Genomic DNA, 20,601 nt, shown 5'->3' on the forward strand with positions numbered 1-20,601 from the left:
GGTTGAGTACGCGTACTCAGGAGCCCGGGGCGTGCGGTGGGGACAATCGGGGGATCCGCCCCGTCCGCTGGGGCCCGCCCAGAGAGAGTGGAGGCCCGGTGACATCCGCGACCGCCCCCGCCCGTGCCGTGCTGCTCGCCGCAGGACTGCTCGCGCTGACCGCCTGCGGCACCACGGTGTGCGGGAGCGGCGCCACCGCGCCCTCGGGCGCGGCCCCGGCCCCGTCCTTGAGCCCGGCCCCGTCGAGTCCGGCCCCGTCCTTGAGCCCGGCCCCGGACTACGCGGCCCAGGCGGCGGCCGCGGTGGCCCGTCACGACAAGCTCTTCCCCGAGGTGGCCAAACTGTGCGCGGGCAAGGCGGGTACGGCCACCGCCGGTTCGGGTACACCGGGGGACCTGCCCACGGACCCCGAGGCGCGCAAGTACGCGGAGAACCACGCGTACAAGAACCAGTCCACGCTCACCCCCGCGGGCAAATGCCGCGGCGACGCGCACGCCGCGCGGATCAAGGCGGCGCTGGGCGGCTCCGACGGGAAGGGCGCACCGCAGTCGGCGGAGGAGCTCAGCCGGCTCCTGACCGGGTTGGGCTACAGGCGCGAGACCGGGGACGTGTACGGATCCGGCGCCGGGAACCTCTCGTTCGTCCTGTCGATTCCGGAGAGCGGGCCGTGTGTGACGGGCCGTCTGAGCACGCCGATGAGCGTGGAGGCCCACGGGGTCTCCATGGAAGGCGGCTGCCGCGAGCCGCGCGGCGGGCACTGAACGGGCCGGGTCCGGCAGGCCCGGCGGGCCGGACGGCGCCGCCGGGCCGGGTGGGTCCGGGTCCCGGATCAGGGCTGCCAGGCCGTCAGGAACGACTCCGGGGACCAGCTGCCCGAGAGGGCGGGGGACAGCCAGGTGGGGGCTGCCGTGCGGAAGGACTCCGGGGACAGGGATCCCGAGGCCTCCGGGACGGCGCCCAGCAGGGGGAGCCCCGAGGACGACGGGAGGTCCGCCAGGTTGCAGCGGCAGGCCAGGTCCGGCTCGGCCGGCCAGCTGCCGATGACCACGCCCAGGGCCTCCAGCTCCCGGGCCCGGAGGGCCTCGGCCGTCAGGGCCGTGGAGTTGAGGGTCCCGAGGGCCGCCGGGGCGACCACCAGGACCGGGGCGTCGAGGAGGCGGGCCGCATCGGCCAGGGTGTGGCCCGCCTCGTCGAAGCGGACCAGGAGGCCGCCCGCGCCCTCCACCAGGACCAGGTCGTGGGACCGGGCGAGCCGGCTCGCCGCCTCCGCGACGGCGGTCGGCGAGACCGTGGGCAGGCCGGCGCGGCGGGCCGCCGTGTCGGGGGCCAGCGGCTCCGGGTAGCGGGCCAGTTCCACCGCCGTGACCGTCGGACCCGCCAGCCGGACCGCTTCCGCCGCGTCGCCCGGAGCACCCGGTTCCATGCCCGTCTGGGCCGGTTTGAGGACCGCCACCGAGCGGCCCGACGCCACCGCGGCCGCCGCGATCGCCGACGTGACCACCGTCTTGCCGATCTCCGTGCCCGTGCCCGAGACCATGAGTACCGTCATGTCAGCCCTCCGCCGCGGCCGCGCACACCGCGCGGCAGATGCGGGCCACATCGGCGTCGCCCGTGACGAACGGCGGCATCGTGTAGACCAGGTCCCGGAACGGGCGCAGCCACACGCCCTCCCGGACCGCAGCCCGGGTGGCCGCGGCCATGTCGACCTCATGGGTCAGCTGGACCACGCCGATCGCGCCCAGGACGCGTACGTCCCGGACACCGGGCAGGTCCCGCGCCGGGGCCAGCCCCTCCAGGAGGCCTGCCTCGATGCGCTTGATCTCGCGCTGCCAGTCCTGGCCGAGGAGCAGGTCGATCGACGCCAACGCGACGGCGGTGGCCAGCGGGTTGCCCATGAACGTCGGCCCGTGGGCGAGGACCGGGACCTCGCCCCGGGAGATCCCGGCCGCCACCCGCTCCGTGCAGAGCGTCGCCGCCAGGGTGAGGTAGCCGCCCGTCAGGGACTTGCCCAGGCACATCACGTCCGGCGTGATCCCGGCGTGGTCCGCCGCGAACAGGGCGCCGGTGCGGCCGAAGCCCGTGGCGATCTCGTCCAGGATGAGCAGGACGTCGTACTCGTCGCACAGTTCGCGCAGCACCCGCAGGTAGCCCGGGTTGTGGAAGCGCATGCCGCCCGCGCCCTGGACCACCGGTTCCACGATCACCGCGGCCAGCTCGGCCGCGTGCGCGGAGAGCAGGGAGCGCAGGTGCTCGACGTACGCGGGGTCCACGGGCGCACCGAAGCCGCTCGGCGGGATGTCGGCGAACAGCTGGCGCGGGAGGATCCCCGACCAGAGCTCGTGCATGCCGCCCTCGGGGTCGCACACGCCCATCGGCGTCCAGGTGTCCCCGTGGTAGCCGCCGCGCCAGGTCAGCAGCCTGGTCTTGCCGGACCGGCCGACGGAGCGCCAGTACTGGAGGCACATCTTCACCGCGACCTCGACCGAGACCGAGCCCGAGTCGGCGAGGAAGACGTGCTCCAGGCCGGGCGGGGTGATCTCGACCAGCCGGGCCGCCAGGCGGACGGCGGGCTCGTGGGTGAGCCCGCCGAACATCACGTGCGACATCCGGCCGAGCTGGCCGGTCGCGGCCTCGTTCAGCGCCGGATGGTTGTACCCGTGGATCGCCGACCACCAGGAGGACATGCCGTCGACCAGCTCGTCCTGCCCCTGGGAGGGCTCGGCCAGCCGCAGCCGGACGCCGGAGGCCGAGGACACGACCAGCGGCTCCTGCCGCCCGGGCATCGGGCCGTACGGATGCCAGACGTGCTGCCGGTCCAGCGCGAGCAGTTCCGCGGCCGGCAGCGAGTGGTGCTGGTCAGGCATTGGGGGCGAGATCCGTTCCCGCGCCCCGGCGGCGGACCGCCACCAGGTCCGGGCGGACCTCGCCCGCCGGAGCCTGTGCCTGCGTCTGTGCCTGCGTCTGTGCCTGCGTCTGCGCCTGGGCGGGGACGGTCTCGTGCTCGTGGCCCGAGCAGCCGCCGCACGCCGAGCCGCAACCCGCCTCGGCCGCCGAGGAGCCGCACGGACCGTGGGCCGCGGCGGCCGCGGCCACCGCGTCCGAGCGGTGCGCGGGGAGGGTCGTCGTACCGGCGCCCTCCACCTCGAAGCCGGCGTCCGCGATCATGTCGAGGTCGGCCTGGCCTGCCTGGCCCTCACTGGTGAGGTAGTCGCCGAGGAAGATCGAGTTCACCAGCTGGAGCGCCAGCGGCTGCATGGAACGCAGGTGCACCTCGCGCCCGCCCGCGAGCCGGACCTCGACGTCGGGGCAGACGAACCGCACCATCGCCAGGATCCGGAGGCAGCGCTGCGGGGTGAGGTTCCACTCCTTGGCCAGCGGGGTGCCCTCGAACGGGATCAGGAAGTTGACCGGCACCGAGTCCGGGTCCAGCTCGCGCAGCGAGTAGACGACGTCGACCAGGTCCTCGTCGCTCTCGCCCATGCCCGCGATGAGCCCCGAGCAGGCGGACAGGCCCGCCGCGTGCGCCTTCTGTACGGTGTCGACCCGGTCCGCGTAGGTGTGGGTCTTGGTGATCTCGCCGTACGTGGCCTCGGACGTGTTGAGGTTGTGGTTGTAGGCGTCGGCGCCCGCGTCCTTCAGGCGCTCCGCCTGGCCCTCCGAGAGCAGGCCGAGGCACGCGCACACCTCGACGCCCTCGTTCTGCTCCTTGATCGCCTCGATCGTCTTGCCGACCCGCTCCACGTCGCGGTCCGTCGGGCCGCGCCCGCTCGCCACCAGGCACACGCGCTTCGCGCCGCCCGCGACACCGGCCGCGGCGGCCTGGGAGGCCTCCTCCGGCTTCAGCCACGTGTACTTGAGGATCTCCGCCTTCGATCCCAGTCGCTGGGAACAGTAGGAGCAGTCCTCCGGGCAGAGCCCGGACTTCAGGTTGACCAGGTAGTTCAGCTTGACCCGACGCCCGAACCACTGGCGGCGCACCTTGCCGGCCGCGGCCACCACGTCGAGCAGTTCGTCGTCAGAGGTCGCCAGTACGGCGAGCGCCTCTTCGCGGGTCGGCAGCTCGCGCCGCAGCCCCTTGTCCACCAGGGTGTTCAGCAGGTCCATGACGCCGATCCTGGACCACACGACCACTCCCGGCCAAGGAGAGATCGCACAACATGGCCGGAACGGAGTGTGTGTATTGCCACACCTGGCACTCGAGTGACGCCCGTTAGGGTCAGGCACGTCTGTGGACAGCCGACAAAACACGAGGACCCGCCGATGCCCCAGCACAGCCCCGAGCCCGATGACGTGTTCGCCTGGATCGACGACGCGGAGCGGGCCCGTGAGAAGGCCGGGCTCGTCCGGACGCTGCGCCCCCGCCCGGCCTCCTCGCCGCTGCTGGACCTCGCGAGCAACGACTACCTCGGCCTGTCCCGGCATCCCGAGACCGTGCGCGGCGCGCGCGAGGCGGCCGAGCGATGGGGCGCCGGGGCCACGGGATCACGCCTGGTGACCGGTACGACAGAGCTTCATGCCGAGCTCGAGCGGGAGCTCGCGGCCTTCTGCGGATTCGAGGCCGCGCTCGTCCTGTCCTCCGGGTACGCCGCCAATCTGGCGGCCGTCACCGCGCTCAGCGACCGGGGCACCCTGGTCGTCTCCGACGCCGGCAACCATGCCTCGATCGTCGACGGCTGCCGGCTCTCCCGCGCCGGGACCGACGTGATCCCGCACTCCGACCCGGAGGCCGCGCGCAAGGCGCTCGCCACGCACGAGGGCAGGGCGCTGCTGATCAGCGACTCGGTGTTCTCCGTGGACGGGGACGCCGCCCCGCTCGCCGCGTACGCGGCCGCCTGCCGGGAGGAGGGCGCGGCCCTGGTCGTGGACGACGCGCACGGGCTGGGCGTACTGGGGGACGGAGGCCGGGGAGCCCTGCACGCGGCCGGACTCGCGGGCGCGCCCGGAGTGGTCGCCACCCTCACGCTCTCGAAGTCCCTGGGCAGCCAGGGCGGAGCCGTGCTCGGCCCGGCCAAGGTGATCCGGCACCTGGTCAACACGGCGCGGACCTTCATCTTCGACACCGGGCTGGCGCCGGCCGCCGCGGGTGCGGCGCTGGCGAGCCTGCGCCTGCTCCAGCGGGAACCGGAGCGCGCCGGCCGGGCCCGCGAGGTGGCCGACCGGCTGTACGGGCGGCTCACCGCGTCCGGCCTGACCGCGGCCCGGCCGGACGCGGCCGTGGTGTCGGTACGGGCCCCGTCGGCTTCGGCGGCACTGCGCTGGGCCGCCGACTGCCGCGAGGCAGGTCTGTCCGTGGGGTGTTTCCGTCCGCCGTCGGTGCCGGACGGCATCTCCCGGCTGCGGCTGACCGCACGGGCCGATCTCACGGGGGACGAGATCGACCGGGCCGTCGAGACGATCCTTGGGACCGCCCCGGCCGGAGCCACGGACCGCTAGGGCGTCACGCGAGCACGTCCGCCCGTACACATGCGAGGAAGCCGTCCCAGGCCGGCCCGGTGAAGAGCACGGCCGGGCCGTCCGTCCGCTTGGAGTCGCGGACGGCCAGCAGGCCGCCACCGAGGACGGCGGTTTCCACGCAGTTGTTCATTCCGGTGCTGCGGCTGCTCCGCCGCCACCGCGCGCTGATCAGAAGTCCGCTGCTGGAGAGGGGGGTTGCGGACACGGGGGTGCCTCCTTACGCGTCGTCAGCGAGTGAGCTGATGAGATCCGACGAGTCCTGGGGCGGGAGGGCGTGCGCCTGGATGGTGCGGAATGCGGCGCTGTACGCCTCGAGGTCTTCCTTCCGCTCCAGATAGAGGCTACTCGTCAAATGGTCGAGTACCACCACATCCAGATCGGCGATGTTCGGAAATGAGAAAATGACGAACGGTCCGGTCAGGCCGAGATGACCCCCCACGCTGAACGGCAGTACCTGCAGCCGCACTTGCGGCAACCGGGCCACCTCCACCAGATGCCGCAATTGCGCCGCCATCACCCCGGGCCCGCCGAGCTGCCGCCGCAGCACCGCCTCGTCCAGTACGGCACTCAGCTCCAGCGGCGGATCCGCCCGCAGCACCGACTGCCGGGCCAGACGTACGTCGACCAGCGCGTCGACCTTGGGTTCCGGCAGCCCGCCCAGCGCGGCCCGGGTCACCGCGCGTGCGTACTCCGGGGTCTGCAACAGGCCCGGCACCACGGAGAGTTCGACCGTACGGGCCGAGCGGGCGCCCGCCTCCAGGCTGATGAAGTCCCGGTACTCCTGCGGCAGCAGCCCCCGGTAGTCGTGCCACCACTGGCGGCCGCGCCCGGTGTCGCCGCCCGGCCCGGGGCCGGCCGCCGAGGCCGACAGGGCCTCCAGCAGGGCTCGCTGCTCGGGGCTGACGACCTCTCCGTAGACATCGAGCAGGAGGCGGATGTCCTCCGGTTTCACGCCACTGCGCCCTGTCTCGATGCGGCTGATTTTCGACTGGTGCCACCCCGCGATCCGGGCCGCCTCACCACTGGTGAGTCCGGTCCGGTCACGCAGAGCACGCAGTTCCTCGCCGAGCTTGCGCCGACGCACCGCGGGACCGTGCTGCACACCCGCCTCCTTCCACCGGCACAGCTCGCACCAGTCTGCCGTCCAAATACGCTCTTCCGTAGCAGAGTTCACTGCATTGAGCGACAGATATATGCATATCTTGGGGGAACGGCAGCACCGACGGGACGATGGGTGGCACTCTGGCGTGCAGCACAGATCCGGGGCGGTTCGCCCCGGTGGGAAAGGGACCGTCGTCATGGCAGATCACCAGGAAGCATCCGTCACTCTGCCGAGCGATCCCGCCTCGGTCGCCACTGCCCGCCGCTACGTCGCGGAGGTGCTCGGCGACTGGGGACTGCCCGACGAGGCCGACACCGCAGACAGTGTCCGGCTGATCGTCTCGGAGCTCGCCACCAACGCCGTGCAGCACACCTTCGGCCAGTCGCCCACCTTCACCGTCGACATCCGCCTCGAGCGCGGGGAGTGGCTCCGCATCGGGGTGACCGACAGCCACCCGCGCTGGCCCAAGCGCCTCCCGGCCGCCGTCCAGCAGGACAACGGCCGGGGGATGGTCATCATCCGCTGGCTCACCGCCGAAGCGGGCGGCCGGCTCTCCGTCAGCCCGACCGAGGACGGAGGCAAGACCGTCTGGATCGCCCTGCCCTGGCCCGTGGGGGCTCCGGCGAAGAGCGTCACCGGCTGTTGAGCCGCGCTCAGCCCTGCCCGCGCTCCGCGGCGCTGCGCTCGATGCACAGCTCGTTGCCCTCCGGGTCGGCGAGCACCGCCCAGCCGGAGCCGTCCTCCCGGCGCCGGTCGTCCACCAGCTTCGCCCCGAGCCCGATCAGCCGCTCGACGGTCTCGTCCCGGGTGCCGGTGGACGGCTGGATGTCCAGGTGGACCCGGTTCTTGACGGACTTGGCGTCCGGTACCCGGATGAACAGCAGACCCGGCACGCCGGGCTGCGCCGGGTCCAGCAGGATCTCGCCGTCACCCTCCGCGTCGTCCGGGTGGATCGGGAAGCCGGTCACGGCGGACCAGAACTCGGCGATCTTGTACGGCTCGAGCGTGTCGAAGGTGATGTGGCGGACCGGGTTGACGAACATGCATCTCCTCGATGGCGGGTCCTGCGGCGGTGGCCGGGAGACCGTCGGACCGGTCCGTATACGGAACCGGCTGTGGGTGGCCCAGGAGTTGAACCGGGTGGCTCCCTGAAACGTGGGTTAACGCGGCGGAAAAGTGCCGCGCCTACCATGGCGGCCACGGCCTTCCGTCAATGATCACCCATCTGCCGGTAAAGCGGCGGTGCTCGGGACGGAAAGCCTTTCTCTGTATTGGGCAAGACATGCTTGGCCCGGATATGCGCAGGTCAACAAAGTGTTGAAGGCCGCTAGGGTCGGCCCCGCGCGACGTTGATCTTGTCCTGGAAGCTTGGTGAGTACGAGTGCAACTGACACCGCACGAGCAGGAAAGACTGCTCATCCACGTGGCCGCCGACGTGGCCGAGAAGCGCAGGGCGCGCGGGGTCCTCCTCAACCACCCCGAGGCGGTCGCCCTGATCACTTCGCACATCCTCGAAGGGGCCCGCGACGGGCGGACCGTGGCCGAGCTCATGGCCTCCGGCCGCACCGTGCTCGGTCGTGCCGAGGTGATGGAGGGGATCCCGGAGATGATCCACGACGTCCAGGTCGAGGCGACCTTCCCGGACGGCACCAAGCTCGTCACCGTCCACGACCCGATCGTCTGAAGGGGAGTACCCGCATGATCCCCGGCGAAATCGTCCACGGGGACGGCCCGGTGCGCCTCAACGAGGGCCGTCCCGTCACCCGCCTCACCGTGCTCAACGCCGCCGACCGGCCCGTCCAGGTCGGCTCCCACTACCACTTCGCCGAGGCCAACCCCGGCCTCGACTTCGACCGCCGGGCCGCCCGCGGGCTGCGGCTCAACATCGCCGCCGGCACCGCCGTGCGCTTCGAGCCGGGCATCCCGGTCGCCGTGGAACTCGTACCGCTGGGCGGGCTGCGCACCGTACCGGGCCTGCGCGGCGAGATTGGGGGGCCGCTCGATGGCTGAGCTCGACCGCAGGGCGTACGCCGACCTCTTCGGACCGACCGCCGGCGACCGGATCCGGCTCGCGGACACCGACCTCTTCGTCGAGATCGAGCAGGATCTCAGCGGCGGCCCCGGACGCTCCGGCGACGAGGCCGTGTTCGGTGGCGGCAAGGTGATCCGCGAGTCCATGGGCCAGGCCCGCACCACCCGCGCCGAGGGCGCCCCCGACACCGTGATCACCGGTGTCGTCATCCTCGACCACTGGGGCATCGTCAAGGCCGACATCGGCATCCGCGACGGCCGTATCTGCGGCATCGGCAAGGCCGGCAACCCCGACACGATGGACGGGGTGGAGCGCGCACTCGTGATCGGCCCCGAGACCGAGATCATCGCGGGCAACGGGAAGATCGTCACCGCGGGCGCCATCGACACCCACGTGCACTTCATCTCCCCGACCGTCATCGACGAGGCCCTGGCCTCCGGCATCACCACCCTCGTCGGCGGCGGCACCGGACCCGCCGAGGGCACCAAGGCCACCACCGTCACCCCCGGACCCTGGCACCTCGCCCGGATGTTCGCGGCCCTGGAGTCCTACCCCGTCAACATCGGCCTGCTGGGCAAGGGCAACACCATGTCCCGCGAGGCCATGCACTCCCAGCTGCGCGGCGGCGCCCTCGGCTTCAAGATCCACGAGGACTGGGGGGCCACCCCCGCCGTCATCGACGCCTGCCTGAGCGTCTGCGACGAGACCGGCGCCCAGGTCGCCATCCACACCGACACCCTCAACGAGGCCGGATTCGTCGGCGACACCCTCGCCGCCATCGCCGGGCGGACCATCCACTCGTACCACACCGAGGGCGCGGGCGGCGGGCACGCACCGGACATCATCACCGTGGTCTCCGAGCCGAACATCCTGCCCAGCTCCACCAACCCGACCCGGCCGCACACCGTCAACACCATCGAGGAACACCTCGACATGCTGATGGTCTGCCACCACCTCAACCCGGCCGTCCCCGAGGACCTCGCCTTCGCCGAGTCCCGGATCCGGCCCTCGACCATCGCCGCCGAAGACGTCCTGCACGACCTCGGCGCCATCTCCATCATCTCCTCCGACGCCCAGGCCATGGGCCGCGTCGGCGAGGTCGTGCTGCGCACCTGGCAGACCGCCCACGTGATGAAGAAGCGGCGCGGCTTCCTGCCCGGCGACGGACCCGCCGACAACCACCGCGCCCGCCGCTACGTCGCGAAGTACACGATCAACCCCGCCGTGGCCCAGGGCCTCGCCCGCGAGATCGGCTCGGTGGAGACCGGCAAGCTCGCCGACCTGGTGCTGTGGACGCCCGCCTTCTTCGGAGTCAAGCCCGAAGTGGTCATCAAGGGCGGCCAGATCGCCTACGCGCAGATGGGCGACGCGAACGCCTCCATCCCCACCCCGCAGCCGGTGCTGCCCCGCCCGATGTTCGGCAGCCACGGCCGGGCCCCCGGGCTGAACTCGATCAACTTCACGGCGCAGGCCGCGCTCGACGACGCACTGCCCGAACGGCTCGGACTGGGCAAGCAGTTCGTGGCCATCGAGAACACCCGCAAGGTGGGCAAGGCGGACATGCGCAACAACGACGCCATGCCGCGGGTCGTGGTCGACGCCGACACCTTCACGGTCACCATCGACGGGGAGGCCGTGGAGCCCGCGCCCGCGGCGGAACTGCCCATGGCCCAGAGATACTTCCTGTTCTGACATGGGACCTCTTGCGATGGGCGCAGCCCGATGAGCCTCGCCGCCCTGCTCGTGCTCGCCGACGGCCGCTTCCCCGCCGGCGGGCACGCCCACTCCGGCGGCGCCGAGGCCGCCTGCAAGGCGGGCCGGATCCACGACGCCGCCACCCTCGAGGACTTCTGCCGCGGCCGGCTCCACACGGCCGGACTCGTCGCCGCCGGACTCGCCGCGGCAGCAGCCCTCGGGCTCGACCCGGCGGTCCTCGACACCGCCGCCGACGCCCGCACCCCGTCCCCCGCGCTGCGCACCGCGGCGCGGCGGCTGGGCCGGCAGCTGCTGCGGGCCGCCCGGGCCACCTGGCCCGCCGCCGAACTCGACGCGCTCGCCGCGGCCTTCCCGCGCGGGGCGCACCAGCCGGTGGTGCTCGGGCTCACCGCCCGGGCGGCCGGGCTCGGGCCGCTGGACGCCGCGCACGTGGCGGCGTACGAGAGCGTCGGCGGGCCGGCGACCGCGACGGTGCGGCTGCTCGGCCTGGACCCCTTCGAGGCGAGCGGGGTCCTGGCCCGCCTCGCCCCCGAGCTCGACGCCGTCTGCGGCCGGGCCGTGCAGGCCGCGCACCGGGCCCGGCTGGAGGGCCCGGACGCACTGCCCGCAGCCTCTTCGCCACTGCTGGAGATCGCGGCGGAGGCCCATGCCGGCTGGCCGGTGCGCCTGTTCGCCTCGTGACCGCCTCCTCGCCGCTTTCCGACCGCCTCCACGACCACCCTGGAGACCCCCATGCACCTCGACCACGGCGTGACCTACCCCCAGCGCCACACCCACAGCGCCGAGCCGGTACGGGCGGACGGCTCGCGCCGCGCCCTGCGCATCGGACTCGGCGGACCCGTCGGCTCCGGCAAGACGGCCACCGTCGCCGCCCTCTGCCGCGCCCTGCGCACCGAGCTGTCCATGGCCGTCGTCACGAACGACATCTACACGCGGGAGGACGCCGAGTTCCTGCTCCGCGAGGCCGTCCTGCCGCCCGAGCGGATCAGCGCGGTGGAGACCGGCGCCTGCCCGCACACCGCGATCCGCGATGACATCTCCGCCAATCTGGAGGCGGTGGAGGAGCTGGAGGAGGCTGTAGGCCCGCTCGACCTGATCCTCGTCGAGTCCGGCGGTGACAACCTCACCGCCACGTTCTCCCGCGGCCTCGTCGACGCCCAGATCTTCGTCATCGACGTGGCGGGCGGCGACGACATCCCGCGCAAGGGCGGCCCCGGCGTCACCACCGCCGACCTGCTCGTCGTCAACAAGACCGACCTCGCGCCCTACGTGGGCTCCGACCTGGACCGGATGGCCCGCGACGCCGCCGAGCAGCGCGGCGAACTCCCCGTCGCCTTCCAGTCGCTGCGCGGCGAGGACGGCGTGGCCCCGGTGGCCGCGTGGGTGCGCGAGCGCATCGCCGCCTGGGCCGCCCGGTGAGTCCCACGGCGGCCGCCGCGCCTCCCGCCGCCCCGCCCGCTCCTGCTCCGCCCGCCCCGGCTTCGCCCGCTCCTGCTCCGCCCGCCGCGGGTCCATCCGTCCCGGCTCCGGCGGGCGTACGGGCCACCGCCCGGATCTCCGCCGTCGCCGACGGCCGCGGCGGTACCGCCCTGCCGCTGCTGGCCGGGGAGGGGCCGCTCGCGCTGCGCCGTACCCGGGGCACCGCCGACGAAGCCGGCGTGATGCTGGTCGGCGCGATGAGCGCCCCGCTCGGCGGGGACCACCTCACGGTGGAGGCGGCCGCCGGCCCCGGGGCCCGCCTCGCCCTGGCCTCGGCGGCCGCCACCCTGGCGCTGCCCGGCCGCGGTGGTGAGCCCGCGCGGTACGACGTACGGCTGACCCTGGCCGAGGACGCGGCCGTGCGGTGGCTGCCGGAGCCGCTGGTCTCCGTACGCGGCAGCGACCTGCGCGTGCACACCCGTGCCGAACTCGCCCCCACGGCCCGGCTGCTGCTGCGCGAGGAGCAGGTGCTGGGCCGTACGGGGGAGGAGCCGGGCCTGCTGCGCAGCCGGCTCGCCGTGACCCGGGGCGGGATCCCGCTGCTGGACCAGGAGCTGGCCTGCGGTCCGGGGGCGCCCGGCGGCTGGGACGGGCCGGCGGGGCTGGCGGGCCATCGGGCGCTCGGTCAGCTCCTCGTCGTGGACCCGGCGTTCGCCGCATCGCCGCCGGCCGCCGCGCTGCTGGGGGAGTTCGCGGCCGTCACCCCGCTCGCCGGTCCCGCCGTCCTCGTGACGGCTCTGGCACCTGATGCGCTGCGGCTGCGCGAGGTACTCGACGCGGCATGTCGCACGTACGCCTGGTAACCGCTGAGCAAACCTGGGACGAATGCGACACCGCTCAGCGGTACACGGCTTTCCGGTTATCGGGTTGGCAAAGAACGCGACCTTGCTCTGTTGTCAGGTGTAGGTCAGACGAAAGGATCCACCTGCAGGGACCGACTGCACCCGACCAACCCGGCCTCCTTCGGCCGGGCCTGACGCAGGGGGAACAACCACGTGATACGCACTGCAGCGCTGGGGAGCGCTGCCACTCTCATCACCGGAACGCTGGCCGCGAGCCTGCTGCTGGCCCCGCCGGCCGCGGCGGCTTCGTCCACCCGGAACAACCCGGTTCCGGAAGCGCTGGGCGTACAGCTCGCCGCCGCCCGCGCTGCCCGTACCGGCGTCGAGTGGAAGGACTGCCCCGCCGACTGGGGCTACGCGGCCCCGATCCAGTGTGGCTGGGTCAAGGTCCCGCTCGACTACGCCAAGCCGTTCGGCAAGACCATCGACCTCGCCGTCGACCGTGCCGTCAGCACCGGCACCAAGCAGGAGCACCAGGGCGCGCTCCTCTACAACCCGGGCGGCCCCGGCGGCTCCGGCATGCGCTTCCCGCGCCGGGTCACCACCCAGTCCCCGCTCTGGGTGAACACCGCCAAGGCGTACGACTTCGTGGGCTTCGACCCCCGCGGTGTCGGCCACTCGGCACCCATCTCGTGCATCGACCCGCAGGAGTTCGTCAAGGCTCCCAAGGCCGACCCGGTCCCGGACACCGAGGCCGACAAGAGCGCCCAGCGCAAGCTCGCCGCGGAGTACGCGGACGGCTGCAAGGAGCGCAGCGGCGAGATGCTGCCGTACATGACCACGCCGAACATCGCGCGTGACCTGGACGTCATCCGCGCCGCCCTCGGCGAGAAGAAGCTGAACTTCATCGGCGTCTCCTACGGCACCTACATCGGCGGGGTCTACGCGACCCTGTTCCCGACCCACGTGCGCCGCATGATCGTCGACAGCGTCGTCAACCCGGCGCAGGACAACATCTGGTACGAGGCGAACCTCGAGCAGGACGTCGCCTTCCAGATGCGCTGGAACGACTGGCAGGACTGGGTCGCCAAGAACGACAACGTCTTCCACCTCGGCGACACCCGCGCCAAGGTCGAGGCGAAGTGGCAGCAGCTGCGTGCCCAGGCCAAGGCCAAGCCGCTCGGCGGCGTCGCCGGTCCGGCCGAGCTGATCAACTTCTTCCAGGGCGCCCCGTACTACGACTCCTCCTGGGTCCCGGTCGCGCAGGCCTTCAGCGCCTGGGCCGCCGGTGACGAGAAGCCGCTGATCGACGCCATCGCCCCGGACATGTCCAACACGGCCGGCAACATCACCTCGGAGAACGGCAACGCGGTCTACACCGCGGTCGAGTGCGCCGACGCCAAGTGGCCGACCAGCTGGGCCAAGTGGGACGCGGACAACAGCAAGCTGAACGAGAAGTACCCGTTCCTGACCTGGTCCAACGCGTGGATGAACCTGCCCTGCGCGACCTGGAAGTCCAAGCAGAGCAAGCCGATCGAGGTCGGTGCCAAGCACGGCCTGGCGCCGGTTCTGATCGTCCAGTCCGAGCGTGACGCGGCCACGCCGTACGAGGGTGGCGTCGAGCTGCACCGCCGCCTCGCCGGCTCGCGTCTGATCACCGAGCAGAACGCCGGCTCGCACGGTGTCACCAGCCTGGTGAACCCCTGCATCAACACCCGGGTGGACGCCTACCTGCTCCAGGGCACGGTCGACGCCGCGGACGTGAAGTGCGGTCCGCACGCCACTCCGGTCGCCCCGGCCCCGGCCGCCGCGAAGTCGCTCGCCAAGACCCAGGCGTCCGACCTCCCGGCGCTGGAGGAACTGCCGGCCGTTCGCTAAGGCCCGCGGTGGCATGAAGCAGTACTGAGCACGGCTCCGCACGACACGGTTCGGCGGGGCGCGGCACGGGAGAAGGCTCAGCGCGTCTTGCGCCGGGCCTTCTTCCGTGCTTCCTCCTCCTCCGCCTTGACCTCGGCGGCGTACCGGTCGACGTACTCCTGGCCGGACAGCTGGAGGACGGCGTACATGATCTCGTCGGTGACAGCCCGCAGCACGGCCCGCTCGCCCTCCAGCCCGGCGTACCGCGAGAAGTCCAGCGGCCGGCCGAAGCGGATCGTCACGCGCCGGATGTTCGGGATCTTCTGCCCCGGCGGCTGGATCTCGAAGGTGCCGACCATCGCGCACGGTACGACGGGCACCCCGGCCCCGAGCGCCATCGCGGCCACTCCCACCTTGCCCTTGTACAGCCGCCCGTCGTGGGAGCGGGTGCCTTCCGGGTAGATGCCCAGCAGCTCGCCCTTGGCCAGGACCCCCAGCCCCTCGCGCAGCGCGGCCTGCCCGGCGTCCTTGCCCGACCGGTCCACCGGGATCTGTCCGGCGCTGCGGAAGAAGAACGCCGTCAGCCGCCCCTTCACCCCGGGACCGGTGAAGTACTCCGCCTTCGCGAGGAAGGTGATCCGTCGCTTGAGGATGGCGGGCATCAGGAAGTGGTCGGAGAAGGACAGGTGGTTGCCCGCGATGATCGCGGCTCCTTCCGGCGGAATGTTCTCCAGGCCCTCGATGCGCGGGCGGAACAGCAGCCGCAGCAGCGGACCGAGCAGCACGTGCTTGAGCAAGTGGTAGAACACCGGGGCGTTTTCCCTTCACCTGGCGGTCAGTCAGTGTGCCGTACACGGTGCCAGACGGACATGGCCTTCCGTTGCCCTGTGGAACGGACGGCGTCGTCGGGAGTTCATGCGGAGGCCGATCGGAATCGGCCAGAAGCGCCTCGCCGGAGGAGCGGCAGGTGAGGCGGGTGTACAGCTTCAGGTTTTGCTGGACGCGGCCATGCCGGCGGTCAGCAGGCCGAGGACCACCCAGCCGAACCACAGCCAGCCGTTGCTGCCGAGGGCCACGGAGTACGTGGCGACGGCCACCAGAGCGGCGAAGGTCATGACGGCCATCGCCTTAACGGATCCGGTCATGCCCCATGGTCGCGCGCGAAGGTGCTCCTCCGCTACTGGCCACGCGCCTGGAGCGAGGCCAGATAGGAGTTGTACGCCTCAAGCTCCTGGTCGCCGTCACGGTCCGCGGCCCGGTCCACGCGCTTCGCCGCCCGCTGCTCGGAGTGGTACCACTGGTAGACCAGCGCGATCAGCACCAGCACCGACGGGATCTCGCTGAAGGCCCACGCGATGCCGCCGCCCCACTGCTGGTCGAGCAGCGGGTCGATGCCGAGGGAGGCCGGCGGGTTCGCGTACGTCTTGATCATCGGCTCGCTCGCCATCATCACGGCGATGCCGAAGAAGGCGTGGAACGGCATGCCGGCGAAGAGTTCCAGCATCCGCATCACATAGCCGGGGCGGTGCGGGCCCGGGTCCACACCCATGATCGGCCAGAAGAAGATCAGACCCACGGCCAGGAAGTGCACCATCATGCCGATGTGCCCGGCCTTGCTCTCCATCAGGAAGTCGAAGAGCGGCGTGAAGTAGAGGGCGTAGAGGCTGGCGATGAACATCGGGATGGTGAACACCGGGTGGGTGATCACCTTCATGTAGCGGCTGTGCAGCAGCATCAGCAGCAGCTCGCGCGGTCCCTTGTGGCCGCGGGCGGCGGGCGGCAGCGCGCGCAGCGCCAGCGTCACCGGCGCGCCGAGCAGCAGGAGGATCGGGGAGAGCATGCTGATGACCATGTGCTGGACCATGTGCACGCTGAACATGACCATGCCGTAGTCGTTCAGCTTGGTGCACATCATCAGGGCGACGCTCAGCACGCCGGAGGCGAAGGCGATGGTCCGGCCCAGCGGCCAGTCGTCCCCGCGCCGGCGCAGCCGCACCAGACCCCACAGGTACAGGCCGAGGCCCACGAGCGAGCCGATCAGGAAGAAGGCGTCGAAGGAGAACTCCAGCCCGCGCCCGAGAGTGAACGGCGGCAGGTCCATGTTCATGTCCATGTCCATGTCCATGCCGTGACCGCTGTGATCCATCTGTTCACTCCCTTGACCCGTGGTGCCCCACCACAGTAGTGCCGCCCCCGGACGCGAACTCGTCCGGGGGCGGTCTCAGAAGGGGGGAAACATCACAGAACGGTCTGCGCCTCGTCGTACCGCTCCGCCGGGACCGTCTTGAGGGTCTGCACGGCGTCGGCGAGCGGGACCATCTCGATCTCGGTGCCGCGCAGGGCGGTCAGCATCCCGAACTCGCCGCGGTGCGCCGCCTCGACCGCGTGCCAGCCGAAGCGGGTGGCCAGGACCCGGTCGTACGCGGTGGGCGTGCCGCCGCGCTGGACGTGGCCCAGGATGACCGGGCGGGCCTCCTTGCCCAGGCGCCGCTCCAGCTCGACGGCGAGCAGGTTGCCGATGCCGGCGAAGCGCTCGTGGCCGTACTGGTCGGTGCCGCCCTCCTGGAAGTCCATGGAGCCGGCGCGCGGCTTGGCGCCCTCGGCGACCACGACGATCGCGAACCGCTTGCCCGCGGAGAAGCGCTCGCCGACGATCGCCGTCAGCTCGGCGATGTCGAAGGGGCGCTCCGGGACGACGATGGCGTGCGCGCCGGCCGCCATGCCCGAGTGCAGGGCGATCCAGCCGGTGTGGCGGCCCATGACCTCCACGACCATCACGCGCTGGTGGGACTCGGCGGTGGTCTTCAGCCGGTCCAGGGCCTCGGTGGCGACCCCGACGGCGGTGTCGAAGCCGAAGGTGACATCGGTCGAGGCGATGTCGTTGTCGATGGTCTTCGGAACGCCGACGATCGGCAGGCCGGCCTGCGCGAGCAGGTTCGCGGCCTTCAGGGTGCCCTCGCCGCCGATCGGGATGATGGCGTCCAGGCCGAGGTCGGCGACGTGCCCGCGGGCGCGCTCGACGCCGTCGCGCAGGTGCGCGGGCTGCACCCGGGAGGAGCCGAGGATCGTGCCGCCGCGGGCCAGGATGCCGCTCACGGCGTCGAGGTCGAGCTTGCGGTAGTCGCACTCCAGCAGGCCACGCCATCCGTCGTGGAAGCCGATGACCTCGTCACCGTGGTCGACGACGGAGCGGTGCACGACGGAGCGGATGACGGCATTGAGGCCGGGGCAGTCGCCGCCGGAAGTGAGCACACCAATGCGCATGGCAGGTAGAACCTTTGCAACGTGGGCCGACGACCGGACCACGTCGTCCGGTTGGAACTACCCGTCACCCTACAAGCGGATCCGCACCGGACTGAACCATCCTCCACATGCTGGTCAGATCCGTCGTGCGAACGCACGTCGGCCCGGACTCCCCAAGGGAAATCCGGGCCGAAGCAGCGCCGAACCCGGGCCGAACGCCGGACGGCGAGGGTGTTACGCGGGCTGCGTCGCCGCCGAGATGCGCTCGGCGCGCAGCGCCTCGTACCACGTGTCGTCGATGGGCGGCAGGGCGTTCACGTCGAGGGCCAGCTTCAGCAGCAGGTCCGCGATCTGCGGGTTGCGGGCCATCACGGGGCCGTGCATGTACGTGCCGAAGACCGTGTCGTTGTACGCGCCCTCGGTGCCGTCCCCCGTGCCGTTGCCGCGGCCCAGGCGGGTGCGGGCGAACGGCCTCGCGGACGGGCCGAGGTGCGTGACGCCCTGGTGGTTCTCGAAGCCCGTCAGCTGGGGCAGACCGAGGCGCGGGTCGATGTCGGCGAGGACGTCGCCGACGCACCGCTCGCCCTCGCCGCGCACGGTGACCACGTCGAGCAGGCCCAGGCCCTCCTGGCGCTCGCCCATGTCGTTGACGAACTCGTTGCCGAGGATCTGGTAGCCGGCGCAGACGGAGAAGACGATCGCCCCGTTCGAGACGGCCCGCTCCAGACCGCCGTCGCGCAGCAGACGCTCCGCGGCGAGCCGCTGCGGCCGGTCCTCACCGCCGCCGATCAGGTAGATGTCGCCCGAGGTGGGGATGGGCTGGTCGCTGCGCACGTCCACGCGCTGCACGTCCAGGCCGCGCTGGCGCGCCCGGCGCTCCACCACGAGGGCGTTGCCCTGGTCTCCGTACGTGCTCAGCAGGTCGGGGTAGACCCACACCAGACGCAGGCTGTTGTCGCTCATGCTCTTGTGTCCTCTGGAGGTATGAGTACTAGTTGCCGACGCGGCGGCGCACGTCCTGGAAGGCGGTGTAGTTGGCGATCAGCTCGATCTGCCCGGGCGGTGCCAGCTGCACGGCCTCGTCGAGGGTCTCGCACACCCGGAAGTCCAGGCCCGCGACCTCGAGACGGACCGCCAGGTCCAGCTTGCGGTCGCCGATCACGAAGATCGGGTGGCCGGCCAGACGCGGATAGTCCACGTCCCACAGCCAGGAGGTGTCCGTGCCGTCGGCGCCGCGCGCGTTCACCGAAAGGATCACCGGGGTCGGCGGCGGGTCGATCAGCGAAAACGTTTCGAGCCAGCCCGCCGGGTTCTTCGCGAGCAGCAGGCGCAGCTCACGGCCCTGGAAGCTGACCACGTCGTAGCGGCCGGCAACGGCCTGCACCTGGTACATGCGCTCCAGCGCGACCTGCGGCGGGACGCCGAAGACGGCGGCCACGGCGGCCGAGGTGGCGGCGTTCGCCTTGTTGGCGCGGCCGGGCAGCTGGAGGTGGATCGGCCAGGCCGAGCCGTGCGGGTCCAGCACGTGGTCCCCGGACAGCACCCAGCTCGGGGTGGGGCGCCGGAAACCGCACTCGCCGCAGAACCAGTCGTCGCCGGGGCGCTGCATGACGCCACCGCAGGAGGGGCACGACCAGGCGTCGTCCTTCCACTCCTGGCCGGCGGCGACCCACACCACGTTCTGCGAGGACGAGGCCGACCACACGATGAGCGGGTCGTCGCAGTTCGCGACGATGACGGCCTTGGAGCCGGAGAGGCCCTCGCGCCACTTCTCCGCGAGCATGCGGGTCTCGGCGGCGCGGTCCAGCTGGTCGCGGGAGAGGTTCAGCAGGGCGATCACCTTGGGGGTGACGTCCCGGGCCACCCCGGCGAGGTACTTCTCGTCCACCTCGATGACGCCGTACTTGGCGTCCGAGCCGCCCGCGAGGGCGGAGGTGATGCCGGCCGGCATGTTGGCGCCGAGGGCGTTGGAGACGACCGGACCGCTGGCCCGAAGGGCCTCGGCGATCAGCCGGGTCGTCGTGGTCTTGCCGTTCGTCGCGGAGACGAGGACGACATCGAGATGCTGCGCGAGCGCTCCGAGAAGATCGGGGTCGAGTCTGAGTGCGACCTTGCCACCGATCACCGATCCGCTTCCGCGTCCCGCGGCCCGCGACACCGCCGCCGCGGCCTTGCCCGCCGTCACGGCCAGCTTGGCCCGCGGCGAAAGCGGCTCTGTGTTGCCTGCCATCGTCCCTTGTCCTCCTTGCGTCGGTCGGCCCCAGCCTATCCAGTACCGGCCGGGGCCTTGACCGCGGCGCCCCCCGGGGCGCCGCGGATCTCCTCATATATTCGCCCGTCGTACCCTTACGGCCATGCGACAGCGCCCCATTCCCGGTACCGCCGGCCTCGTCCGCACCATGAGCCTGCTGGGCGATCCGGTGCTCCACTCGGCCTGCGCGGAGGTCACCGAATTCGGCCCGGCCCTCGACCGGCTCATCGAGGACATGTTCGCGACGATGTACGCCGCCGAGGGCGTCGGCCTCGCCGCGAACCAGATCGGCCTCGGGCAGCGGGTGTTCGTGTACGACTGCCCCGACGACGAGGACGTGCGCCACGTCGGGCACATCGTCAACCCGCGCCTGGTGGCGGCCGACGGGGACGAGTTCCGCGGCCCCGAGGGCTGTCTGTCGCTGCCGGGGCTGGAGGCGGGCACGGTCCGGTTCGACCGCGCTGTCGTCGAAGGGGTCACCTCCGACGGCGCGCCCGTACGGATCACCGGCACCGGGTTCTTCGCCCGCTGCCTCCAGCACGAGTGCGACCACCTCGACGGCACGGTCTACGCGGACCGGGTCACCGGGCTGCGCGCCCGGCGGCTTCGGCGGGCGATCCGCAAGGCACCGTGGGGCGCGCAGGCGGCTGCGGCCGGTCGGAACTGAGCGCGAGTCCCCCGCCGC

Annotated in this window: 23 protein-coding genes; 11 read left to right on the top strand and 12 right to left on the bottom strand. The window is 72.0% G+C overall.

What is annotated here, in order from left to right; all coding sequences use genetic code 11:
* The first annotated feature begins 98 nt into the window (after positions 1-98).
* Positions 99-761, top strand: coding sequence for a hypothetical protein (locus AB0I68_RS17175; protein ID WP_363178113.1), 663 nt, complete (start codon positions 99-101; stop codon positions 759-761).
* A gap of 68 nt (positions 762-829) precedes the next feature.
* Here the strand turns inward: AB0I68_RS17175 and bioD are convergent, their stop codons facing one another.
* The 3 genes from bioD to bioB are packed head-to-tail and all read right to left on the bottom strand — an operon-like array spanning position 830 to position 4,104.
* On the bottom strand, positions 830-1,549 hold the full coding sequence (gene bioD, locus AB0I68_RS17180) for a dethiobiotin synthase (RefSeq protein ID WP_363178114.1): 720 nt from the start codon (positions 1,547-1,549) through the stop codon (positions 830-832).
* Position 1,550: 1 nt separating this feature from the next.
* The gene (locus AB0I68_RS17185) at positions 1,551-2,864 is read right to left on the bottom strand and encodes an adenosylmethionine--8-amino-7-oxononanoate transaminase (RefSeq protein WP_363178115.1); all 1,314 of its coding nucleotides are present in this window, start codon (positions 2,862-2,864) and stop codon (positions 1,551-1,553) included.
* On the bottom strand, positions 2,857-4,104 hold the full coding sequence (gene bioB, locus AB0I68_RS17190; RefSeq protein WP_363178116.1) for a biotin synthase BioB: 1,248 nt from the start codon (positions 4,102-4,104) through the stop codon (positions 2,857-2,859). The genes AB0I68_RS17185 and bioB overlap by 8 nt, the downstream gene beginning before the upstream one ends.
* A gap of 156 nt (positions 4,105-4,260) precedes the next feature.
* Between bioB and AB0I68_RS17195 the strand changes: the two genes are divergently transcribed.
* Entirely contained in the window at positions 4,261-5,433 is a 1,173-nt protein-coding gene (locus tag AB0I68_RS17195; protein ID WP_363178117.1) for an 8-amino-7-oxononanoate synthase, read from the top strand.
* Between the two features lie 4 nt (positions 5,434-5,437).
* Here the strand turns inward: AB0I68_RS17195 and AB0I68_RS17200 are convergent, their stop codons facing one another.
* Together AB0I68_RS17200 and AB0I68_RS17205 are read right to left on the bottom strand one after the other, a co-directional pair.
* Positions 5,438-5,659: a DUF397 domain-containing protein gene (locus AB0I68_RS17200; RefSeq protein WP_363178118.1), complete on the bottom strand. Its 222-nt coding sequence runs from the start codon at positions 5,657-5,659 to the stop codon at positions 5,438-5,440.
* 12 nt (positions 5,660-5,671) lie between these two features.
* Positions 5,672-6,556, bottom strand: a complete 885-nt coding sequence (locus tag AB0I68_RS17205) for a helix-turn-helix transcriptional regulator (protein ID WP_363178119.1) — start codon at positions 6,554-6,556, stop codon at positions 5,672-5,674.
* Positions 6,557-6,752: 196 nt separating this feature from the next.
* Between AB0I68_RS17205 and AB0I68_RS17210 the strand changes: the two genes are divergently transcribed.
* Positions 6,753-7,202: an ATP-binding protein gene (locus AB0I68_RS17210; RefSeq protein ID WP_363178120.1), complete on the top strand. Its 450-nt coding sequence runs from the start codon at positions 6,753-6,755 to the stop codon at positions 7,200-7,202.
* 7 nt (positions 7,203-7,209) lie between these two features.
* Here the strand turns inward: AB0I68_RS17210 and AB0I68_RS17215 are convergent, their stop codons facing one another.
* A complete protein-coding gene (locus AB0I68_RS17215) occupies positions 7,210-7,599 on the bottom strand; it encodes a VOC family protein (protein WP_363178122.1) in 390 nt (129 codons plus the stop codon).
* Positions 7,600-7,937: 338 nt separating this feature from the next.
* Between AB0I68_RS17215 and AB0I68_RS17220 the strand changes: the two genes are divergently transcribed.
* From AB0I68_RS17220 to AB0I68_RS17250, 7 genes are all read left to right on the top strand, one after another.
* Positions 7,938-8,240, top strand: a complete 303-nt coding sequence (locus AB0I68_RS17220) for an urease subunit gamma (RefSeq protein WP_030300160.1) — start codon at positions 7,938-7,940, stop codon at positions 8,238-8,240.
* 14 nt (positions 8,241-8,254) lie between these two features.
* On the top strand, positions 8,255-8,566 hold the full coding sequence (locus tag AB0I68_RS17225) for an urease subunit beta (protein ID WP_363178123.1): 312 nt from the start codon (positions 8,255-8,257) through the stop codon (positions 8,564-8,566).
* Complete coding sequence (locus AB0I68_RS17230; RefSeq protein WP_363178124.1) at positions 8,559-10,280, top strand: urease subunit alpha; 1,722 nt, start codon at positions 8,559-8,561, stop codon at positions 10,278-10,280. Before AB0I68_RS17225 ends, AB0I68_RS17230 begins: the two co-directional genes overlap by 8 nt.
* A gap of 30 nt (positions 10,281-10,310) precedes the next feature.
* Positions 10,311-10,985 (top strand): urease accessory UreF family protein, encoded by a 675-nt coding sequence (locus AB0I68_RS17235; protein ID WP_363178125.1) that lies wholly within the window; start codon positions 10,311-10,313, stop codon positions 10,983-10,985.
* Between the two features lie 51 nt (positions 10,986-11,036).
* Positions 11,037-11,723: an urease accessory protein UreG gene (gene ureG, locus AB0I68_RS17240; RefSeq protein WP_363178126.1), complete on the top strand. Its 687-nt coding sequence runs from the start codon at positions 11,037-11,039 to the stop codon at positions 11,721-11,723.
* Between the two features lie 134 nt (positions 11,724-11,857).
* Positions 11,858-12,586 carry an urease accessory protein UreD gene (locus AB0I68_RS17245; protein ID WP_363178167.1) on the top strand — a complete coding sequence of 243 codons (729 nt, stop codon included), beginning with the start codon at positions 11,858-11,860 and terminating at the stop codon, positions 12,584-12,586.
* 192 nt (positions 12,587-12,778) lie between these two features.
* Complete coding sequence (locus tag AB0I68_RS17250) at positions 12,779-14,443, top strand: alpha/beta hydrolase (protein WP_363178127.1); 1,665 nt, start codon at positions 12,779-12,781, stop codon at positions 14,441-14,443.
* Between the two features lie 77 nt (positions 14,444-14,520).
* Here the strand turns inward: AB0I68_RS17250 and AB0I68_RS17255 are convergent, their stop codons facing one another.
* From AB0I68_RS17255 to AB0I68_RS17280, 6 genes are all read right to left on the bottom strand, one after another.
* The gene (locus tag AB0I68_RS17255) at positions 14,521-15,231 is read right to left on the bottom strand and encodes a lysophospholipid acyltransferase family protein (protein WP_363178128.1); all 711 of its coding nucleotides are present in this window, start codon (positions 15,229-15,231) and stop codon (positions 14,521-14,523) included.
* A 177-nt stretch (positions 15,232-15,408) separates the two neighbouring features.
* Positions 15,409-15,567 (bottom strand): hypothetical protein, encoded by a 159-nt coding sequence (locus tag AB0I68_RS17260; RefSeq protein ID WP_363178129.1) that lies wholly within the window; start codon positions 15,565-15,567, stop codon positions 15,409-15,411.
* Positions 15,568-15,599: 32 nt separating this feature from the next.
* The gene (locus AB0I68_RS17265; protein WP_363178130.1) at positions 15,600-16,568 is read right to left on the bottom strand and encodes a cytochrome c oxidase assembly protein; all 969 of its coding nucleotides are present in this window, start codon (positions 16,566-16,568) and stop codon (positions 15,600-15,602) included.
* A 92-nt stretch (positions 16,569-16,660) separates the two neighbouring features.
* Positions 16,661-17,686, bottom strand: coding sequence for a 6-phosphofructokinase (locus AB0I68_RS17270; protein ID WP_363178131.1), 1,026 nt, complete (start codon positions 17,684-17,686; stop codon positions 16,661-16,663).
* A gap of 213 nt (positions 17,687-17,899) precedes the next feature.
* Positions 17,900-18,628 (bottom strand): glutamine amidotransferase, encoded by a 729-nt coding sequence (locus AB0I68_RS17275; protein WP_363178132.1) that lies wholly within the window; start codon positions 18,626-18,628, stop codon positions 17,900-17,902.
* A gap of 28 nt (positions 18,629-18,656) precedes the next feature.
* Positions 18,657-19,895, bottom strand: coding sequence for a MurT ligase domain-containing protein (locus AB0I68_RS17280; protein ID WP_266938155.1), 1,239 nt, complete (start codon positions 19,893-19,895; stop codon positions 18,657-18,659).
* Positions 19,896-20,019: 124 nt separating this feature from the next.
* On the opposite strand from AB0I68_RS17280, the gene def reads away from it, so the two are divergent.
* On the top strand, positions 20,020-20,583 hold the full coding sequence (gene def / locus AB0I68_RS17285) for a peptide deformylase (protein WP_363178133.1): 564 nt from the start codon (positions 20,020-20,022) through the stop codon (positions 20,581-20,583).
* Positions 20,584-20,601: the final 18 nt, after the last annotated feature.

Origin of the sequence: Streptomyces sp. NPDC050448 (assembly GCF_040655295.1) — a bacterium.
In the GTDB taxonomy this organism is placed as follows: domain Bacteria; phylum Actinomycetota; class Actinomycetes; order Streptomycetales; family Streptomycetaceae; genus Streptomyces.

What these genes read in the sequence shown, in the direction of transcription:
- bioD (WP_363178114.1), bottom strand. Translation starts at nt 1,549, where the DNA reads ATGACGGTACTCATGGTCTCGGGCACGGGCACGGAGATCGGCAAGACG.
- AB0I68_RS17185 (WP_363178115.1), bottom strand. Translation starts at nt 2,864, where the DNA reads ATGCCTGACCAGCACCACTCGCTGCCGGCCGCGGAACTGCTCGCGCTG.
- bioB (WP_363178116.1), bottom strand. Translation starts at nt 4,104, where the DNA reads ATGGACCTGCTGAACACCCTGGTGGACAAGGGGCTGCGGCGCGAGCTG.
- AB0I68_RS17195 (WP_363178117.1), top strand. Translation starts at nt 4,261, where the DNA reads ATGCCCCAGCACAGCCCCGAGCCCGATGACGTGTTCGCCTGGATCGAC.
- AB0I68_RS17210 (WP_363178120.1), top strand. Translation starts at nt 6,753, where the DNA reads ATGGCAGATCACCAGGAAGCATCCGTCACTCTGCCGAGCGATCCCGCC.
- AB0I68_RS17215 (WP_363178122.1), bottom strand. Translation starts at nt 7,599, where the DNA reads ATGTTCGTCAACCCGGTCCGCCACATCACCTTCGACACGCTCGAGCCG.
- AB0I68_RS17225 (WP_363178123.1), top strand. Translation starts at nt 8,255, where the DNA reads ATGATCCCCGGCGAAATCGTCCACGGGGACGGCCCGGTGCGCCTCAAC.
- AB0I68_RS17230 (WP_363178124.1), top strand. Translation starts at nt 8,559, where the DNA reads ATGGCTGAGCTCGACCGCAGGGCGTACGCCGACCTCTTCGGACCGACC.
- AB0I68_RS17235 (WP_363178125.1), top strand. Translation starts at nt 10,311, where the DNA reads ATGAGCCTCGCCGCCCTGCTCGTGCTCGCCGACGGCCGCTTCCCCGCC.
- ureG (WP_363178126.1), top strand. Translation starts at nt 11,037, where the DNA reads ATGCACCTCGACCACGGCGTGACCTACCCCCAGCGCCACACCCACAGC.
- AB0I68_RS17260 (WP_363178129.1), bottom strand. Translation starts at nt 15,567, where the DNA reads ATGACCGGATCCGTTAAGGCGATGGCCGTCATGACCTTCGCCGCTCTG.
- AB0I68_RS17265 (WP_363178130.1), bottom strand. Translation starts at nt 16,568, where the DNA reads ATGGATCACAGCGGTCACGGCATGGACATGGACATGGACATGAACATG.
- AB0I68_RS17270 (WP_363178131.1), bottom strand. Translation starts at nt 17,686, where the DNA reads ATGCGCATTGGTGTGCTCACTTCCGGCGGCGACTGCCCCGGCCTCAAT.
- AB0I68_RS17275 (WP_363178132.1), bottom strand. Translation starts at nt 18,628, where the DNA reads ATGAGCGACAACAGCCTGCGTCTGGTGTGGGTCTACCCCGACCTGCTG.
- AB0I68_RS17280 (WP_266938155.1), bottom strand. Translation starts at nt 19,895, where the DNA reads ATGGCAGGCAACACAGAGCCGCTTTCGCCGCGGGCCAAGCTGGCCGTG.
- def (WP_363178133.1), top strand. Translation starts at nt 20,020, where the DNA reads ATGCGACAGCGCCCCATTCCCGGTACCGCCGGCCTCGTCCGCACCATG.